General features: G+C 62.6%; 6 protein-coding genes. 3 read left to right on the top strand and 3 right to left on the bottom strand.

Features of this window, described 5'->3' with window-relative positions; genetic code table 11:
* Positions 1 to 915: 3-deoxy-7-phosphoheptulonate synthase (locus tag SH809_14570; GenBank protein ID MDZ4700930.1), on the top strand; the 915-nt coding region annotated here is incomplete at its 5' end.
* A gap of 134 nt (positions 916 to 1,049) precedes the next feature.
* Here the strand turns inward: SH809_14570 and SH809_14565 are convergent.
* Complete coding sequence (locus tag SH809_14565) at positions 1,050 to 2,129, bottom strand: M42 family metallopeptidase (protein MDZ4700929.1); 1,080 nt, start codon at positions 2,127 to 2,129, stop codon at positions 1,050 to 1,052.
* Positions 2,130 to 2,242: 113 nt separating this feature from the next.
* Here SH809_14565 and SH809_14560 point away from each other — a divergent pair, with 113 nt between their 5' ends.
* Positions 2,243 to 4,492: a PIG-L family deacetylase gene (locus tag SH809_14560; protein MDZ4700928.1), complete on the top strand. Its 2,250-nt coding sequence runs from the start codon at positions 2,243 to 2,245 to the stop codon at positions 4,490 to 4,492.
* 41 nt (positions 4,493 to 4,533) lie between these two features.
* On the opposite strand, the gene SH809_14555 is transcribed toward SH809_14560, so the two are convergent.
* Positions 4,534 to 4,821 carry a HigA family addiction module antitoxin gene (locus SH809_14555; GenBank protein MDZ4700927.1) on the bottom strand — a complete coding sequence of 96 codons (288 nt, stop codon included), beginning with the start codon at positions 4,819 to 4,821 and terminating at the stop codon, positions 4,534 to 4,536.
* 1 nt (position 4,822) lies between these two features.
* Positions 4,823 to 5,101: a type II toxin-antitoxin system RelE/ParE family toxin gene (locus SH809_14550; protein MDZ4700926.1), complete on the bottom strand. Its 279-nt coding sequence runs from the start codon at positions 5,099 to 5,101 to the stop codon at positions 4,823 to 4,825.
* 149 nt (positions 5,102 to 5,250) lie between these two features.
* Here SH809_14550 and SH809_14545 point away from each other — a divergent pair, with 149 nt between their 5' ends.
* A complete protein-coding gene (locus SH809_14545) occupies positions 5,251 to 5,730 on the top strand; it encodes a DinB family protein (GenBank protein ID MDZ4700925.1) in 480 nt (159 codons plus the stop codon).
* The last annotated feature ends 174 nt before the right edge of the window (positions 5,731 to 5,904 follow it).

Raw genomic sequence — 5,904 nt, 5'->3', positions numbered from 1 at the left:
GCCGCGGCGCGGGTGCCGGCGCCCGAGCGCCTCCTCGACGCCCACAGCCGCTCGGCCATGACGCTCAACTTCGTCCGGGCCCTCGTCACGGGCGGCTTCGCCGATCTGCACCACCCGGAGTACTGGGACCTGGACTTCCTCGGCAATTCGCCCCGGGCGGCCGAATATCGCGAAATCCTGGGCGCGATCAAGGAGGCGGTGTCGTTCATGGAGACCTTCGCGGACACCAAGAGCGCCGCGCTGGACCGGGCGTCGTTTTTTACGAGCCACGAGGCGCTGTTTTTACCCTACGAGGAGGCGCAGACGCGGCGTGTCCCGCACAACCCGGGCTGGTATAATCTATCGACCCACATGCCGTGGATAGGGATGCGAACGGCGTTCCCCGAGAGCGCCCACGTCGAATACGCCCGGGGGATCGAAAACCCGATCGGGATGAAGGTAGGGAAGGCGGTGAGCCCGAAGGATCTGATCTATTTGATGGACATCCTCAACCCGGAGAACGATCCCGGCCGGCTGACGCTCATCACCCGGTTCGGGAAAGACCAGATCGCCGACGGTCTGCCGCCGCTGCTGGAGGCCGTGCAGCGGGCCGGCAAGAAGGCGTTGTGGATCTGCGACCCGATGCACGGCAACACCGTCCGCACCGAATCCGGCTTCAAAACGCGGCCGTTTGATTTTATCCTCTCGGAGGTCGAGCAGGCGTTCGACATCCACCACCGCCTCGGCTCCAGCCTCGGCGGCGTCCACCTCGAACTCACCGGCGACGACGTCACCGAGTGCATCGGCGGCGCCCGCGGCCTCGTCCAGGCCGACCTCGAGCGCGCCTACAAAACCCAGGTCGACCCCCGCCTGAACGCCGAACAGGCCCTGGAGATGGCGCTGAGTATTGTGCGGAAGCGAAGGACGATACGGTAAAAGGTAAAAGGTAAAAGGTAAAAGGTAAAATTTATGGTCTCCTAGCAGCGAGTTTTCACTTTCTACTTTCCATTTTTGCCTTTTTCATTTTTCCTTTTTCCTTTTTCCTTTTTCCTTGTTCAAGATTTCGATCGTCAGATCGAAATCTTGAACGCATCCGCTGGCGTCAGGGCGTGCACAAACGCCGTTAGGAGGCGGACGACGGCGTCGAGGTCGGCCGTATCCACCATTTCCACGGTCGAGTGCATGTACCGCATGGGGAGGGAGACGAGGGCGCTGGGGATGCCGGCGCGGGTGTCGAAGATCTGGTCGGTGTCGGTGCCGCTGAAGCCGGTCGATGCTTCGTGCTGGAGCGGGATGCCTTCTTTTTCGGCGACTTCCATGAGGCGCTGGACGACGAGGGGGTGGGTGGAGGCGCCGTGCATGAGGCCGGGGCCGCCGCCGAGTTTGGTAAGGCCGTGTTTCGGGGCACTGATGCCCGGGGAGTCGGTGGCGTGGCAAACGTCCAGCACGACGGCTACAGTGGGGTTGAGCCGATAGCTCATCATCCGCGCTCCGTGCCCGCCCACTTCTTCCTGGACGGCGTTGACGGCGTGCACCGTGGCGGCCGGCCGATTGCCGCTGGCGGCCAGCTGCGCCATCACCCGCGCGATGATAAAGCCGCCTATCCGGTTGTCGAGCGCGCGGCCGACGATGCGGGTATCCCCGAAAGGCCGGGCGGACTCGGCCAGCACGGCCGGGTGCCCTACACGGATGCCGCGTGCCGCGACGGCGTCTTTGTTGCCGGCGCCGATGTCGATGAACAGATCGTGCCACTCGGGCAGCTTGTCGTCCGTCCGGTCCCGCAGGTGGATGGCCGTGTTGCCCAGGATCCCCTCCACCTCGCCCTGGCTGCCGAGGATGCGGACGGACCGGCCGCGGGCGATGGCCCGGTCCGACCCCCCGATCCGTGTGATGAACAGGAACCCGTCGTCGGAAATATGATTGACCATTAACCCGATTTCGTCCGCATGGGCTTCCAGCATGAGCCGCGGGGCGTTATCTTTCGCCGACCCATCAAGTGTCGCCCATACGTTGCCGTAGTGATCGCTCTCGACTCGGTCCGCGTGCCGGCGCAGGTAGCCCGCCCAGATGCGCTGGCCGGCGGATTCGAACCCGGAAGGGCTCGGGGTGTCGAGAAGCTGAAAGAGAAAGGCTTTATCGGCGGCGGTCATGGTAACACGGTATGTGTATATGGGACGTGGGGGGTAGAGACGCAACACCTTGCGTCTCCAAGACGCAACACCTTGCGTCTCTACGGATACGGACGCCCGAAAATAGGAAACACATGCGATTCTACGCGCTCCTTCTGCTGCTCTTCATCTTCGCCGGCGCGGGCCGGCAGCCAGCCGCCGCCCAGTCCGCGGCTCCGCTCGTTGTGATGAACCTCGCTGCCCATCCGGACGATGAGGATGGCCGCACCCTCGCCTATTATCGTCGCGCCCACGACGCCGTCGCGTACAGCGTGATCTATACCCGCGGCGAAGGGGGGCAGAACGAGATAGGACCCGAACTCTATGAAGAACTCGGCGCCATCCGGACGGTGGAGACCGAACGCGCCGCGCGCCGGCTCGGAACGCAGGTTTATTTCCTCAACTTCAAAGACTTTGGGTTCTCGAAACAGGCCCGCGAGGCCTTTGATATCTGGGGCGGGCGGGATGAAGTGACTTCCCGCCTCGTCTATCTCATCCGGAAGCTCAAGCCGGACGTCCTCTTCACCAATCACGATACCCTGACCGTCGGCCCCAACCTCCAGCACGGGCAGCATCAGGCGGTCGGGATCTCGGCCTACGACGCGTTCGCCCTCGCCGCCGACTCGACGTATCACCCCGAGCAACTCGAAGAGGACGGGGTGGACCTCTGGCAGCCGAAGCGGCTCTTCCTCCGGCTCTGGCGTCGCACGACGGAAGACTACGACGCCGAGGTGCCGGTGATGGACGTCTATGCGCCGGCCGGCAAGTCCTATGCGGACATCGCGACGGATGCCCTCGTCGAACACGCGTCTCAGGGCATGGGGATGTTCGCGGCGTTTCGACGCATGCAGGACAACACGTTTTTTGTGCTCCTTCGCGAGGCCGAGGGCGCGCCGCCAGTGACGGCCGACCTCACGGCCGGCCTGCCGCCAAACCGGAATGCCTCGCCGGATCTGAGCTACTGGATCGCATCGGGCCGCATCGAGCCGCTGCCCGAGAATTTTGTCATGGCCTCCATCGACGTCGCGGTGCCCGGGCAGACGATCGACCTCCGTTTCGCTCCGCGCCGGATGGATGCCTCGCCCATGCAGCTAACCTTTTCCGGGGCGATCGACACAACGATAATCGTGTCCGGCAGCTCGGACGACGCCGTTGCCGTCCGCGTTCGCGCCGACGCGGCGCCTACCCTCCCGAAAGTCGACCGCCAGTACGACCGTTTCACGAACGACCTACCCGTCCAGTACGCCCTGCGTAACGCCAACGACCGGCAGCTCGTGGCCGCCGGCCATCTCCCGCTGGAAATCGCCCCGCCGATCGTCGTCTCCGCCCGCGACCAGGTGGTCCGGCTCCGCGGCGGCGCCAATCAGCTCGCGCTCGACCTCGCCGCGTTCGACCCCGTGGCGGCGCGGGTGGACGTTCGCCTGGCCATATCGAAAGACGCGACCCGCGAGGTCGTCCACTCCGCCCAGTACGACGCACCCATCGAGGCCGGCGGGAAGATCGTGCTCGATTATGTCCTGCCCGAAACGCTGGCTCCGGGCGACTATACGCTGACCGTGACGTCTATGGCGTCTCCCTCGACCGGGCCGGCCCTTCCCGCGCATACCTTCTTCGCCGGCCGGGTATTCAACGTCCTTGTGCCCGAGGCGCTGCGGGTGGGGGTGGTGGCGAGTTACGACAACACGCTGGACCAGGCACTGAGCGAGCTCGGTGTAGAGCATGTCCTGCTCGATTCACTCGCGCTCGCCGATGACGATCTGTCGGGGTTCCATACGATTGTCGTGGACATCCGGGCCTACCTCGTCCGGGCGGACCTGCGGGCGCACAACGGCCGGCTGCTCGCGTGGGTCGAAGCCGGCGGGCACCTGATCGTCAACTACCAGAAGACGTTCGAGTGGAATCCGGAATTCGCCGATCCATTTGACGCCGCGAAGAAAAACCCGGATACCCTGGCGCCCTATCCGCTGCTGCTCAGTCACGACAGGGTGACGCGGGAAGACGCGCCCGTGACAGTATTGCTACCCGATTCCCCGCTGTTCCATGCGCCAAACGCCATCGGGCCGGCGTTGTGGGAGGGGTGGGTGCAGGAGCGCGGCCTCTATTTCCCCGGCGAATACGCGCCCGAGTTCCAGGAGGTCTTCCGCATGAATGATCCCGGCGAAGAGCCGCTGGCGAGCTCGACCCTTCTGGCGCGGTATGGCGAGGGGACCTACGTCTACACCGCCCTCGGCTGGTACCGGCAACTCAAGGCGTATCACCCCGAGGTGTATGCCTTCTTCGCCAACCTCATCAGCCTGCCGCTAACGGACGACCGAAGTGAGGTCCGTGTGGGTGGGGATGAGTAATTACCCCGTCTTTTAGCCGCGTCAGTATATCGAAAAGGATGTTATGCAGCTGCCAGTCGCCTGACGGTGGCGAGGGCCGCATTGCCCTGCTCCACGAAGAGATCGAATTGATTCTGCAGATTCAGCCAGAATTGAGCCGTTGTGTTTGGAAAGGCCTTCGATAGCCTGAGCGCCATGAGCGGACTGATGCCGGAGCGTTGGTTAATCAATGCTGATAGTCTCTTCCGGCTTATGCCCAGCCCCTCCGCGGCGGCCGTGACGCTCAGGCCCAGCGGTTCTAAATACAGATCTTTCAAAATCTCTCCGGGATGTGCTGGATTGTGCATCATGTCAGTGATAATCTACATAGTCGACGTCGTAAGCATCTCCATTTTCGAAACGGAATACGATGCGCCAGTTGCCGCTCACCGATACCGCCGAGAACCCTTTCATGTCGCCTTTTAATGGATGGAGCCCCGAGCCGGGAAACGCCACGGCGTCAACCATGGTCGCCGCATTGAGAGCCGACAGAATAAGGCGGATACGTTTCAGGTGGCTGGCGTTCAGTTTTGAACCATCACCGGTATCGAAAAAGCGCCGGAGCCCTTTGTGCCTGAAGTTCTGAATCATCGGCGTGCGAGTAAGGGAACGTCAGGTGTGACGCAGGTAGTTACACTTGGTTTCGTGATCTTTAACCCTCGGAACCCCTGTGACACAACGTTGACACCACGCCGGCGGATACTGGGTGTGTTCCTTCATTCAACCCTAGATGCAACGCCATGGCTACTCTACCGACACCCGCTCCGTTTATCACTGCGGATGCCTTTCTCGAGCACTGGCAGGGCCACCGCCGGCTGACGCGCCGCGTCATCGAGGCCTTTCCGGAAGACGCCTTCACGAGCTACTCCATCGGCGGGATGCGTCCGTTCTCTTTGCTGGTAAAGGAGATGCTGGGTATGGCCATTCCAACCATCAAGGGGGTGGCTACCGGAAAGTGGGAGTACGACGAGGGGCCGACGCTGAGCTCCAAAGCCGAGGCGCTCCGGCTGTGGGACGAGGTAACGACAAAAATGAACGAAATCTGGCCCACGATTCCCGCGAATCGTTTTCCCAAAGTCGACCTCGCGTTTGGGCAGTGGGAGGGCCCCGGGCACTGGATCATCCATTACATCGTGGACAACGAAATCCACCACCGCGCGCAGGGTTACGTCTACCTCCGCTCCCTCGGCATCGCCCCGCCGGCGTTTTACGAGCGATAGATACTGGTTGGCAGGTTACGGGTTGACAGGTTACAGGATTTTATACGTCTGCAACTTGCCAACCTGCAACTTGCCAACCTTAATACTTCGGACAGTTTTCGTATCGGGAACGTGCCTGACTACCAGGCCCCTCCTCGATCCGAGGAGGGGCAAATCCCGTCGGAGCGAAGCGTT

This window comes from Rhodothermales bacterium, from assembly GCA_034439735.1.
Taxonomy (GTDB): Bacteria; Bacteroidota; Rhodothermia; order Rhodothermales; family JAHQVL01; genus JAWKNW01.
The sequence above is the reverse complement of the archived record's forward strand: the minus strand, read 5'-3'. Positions and strand labels throughout refer to the sequence as shown.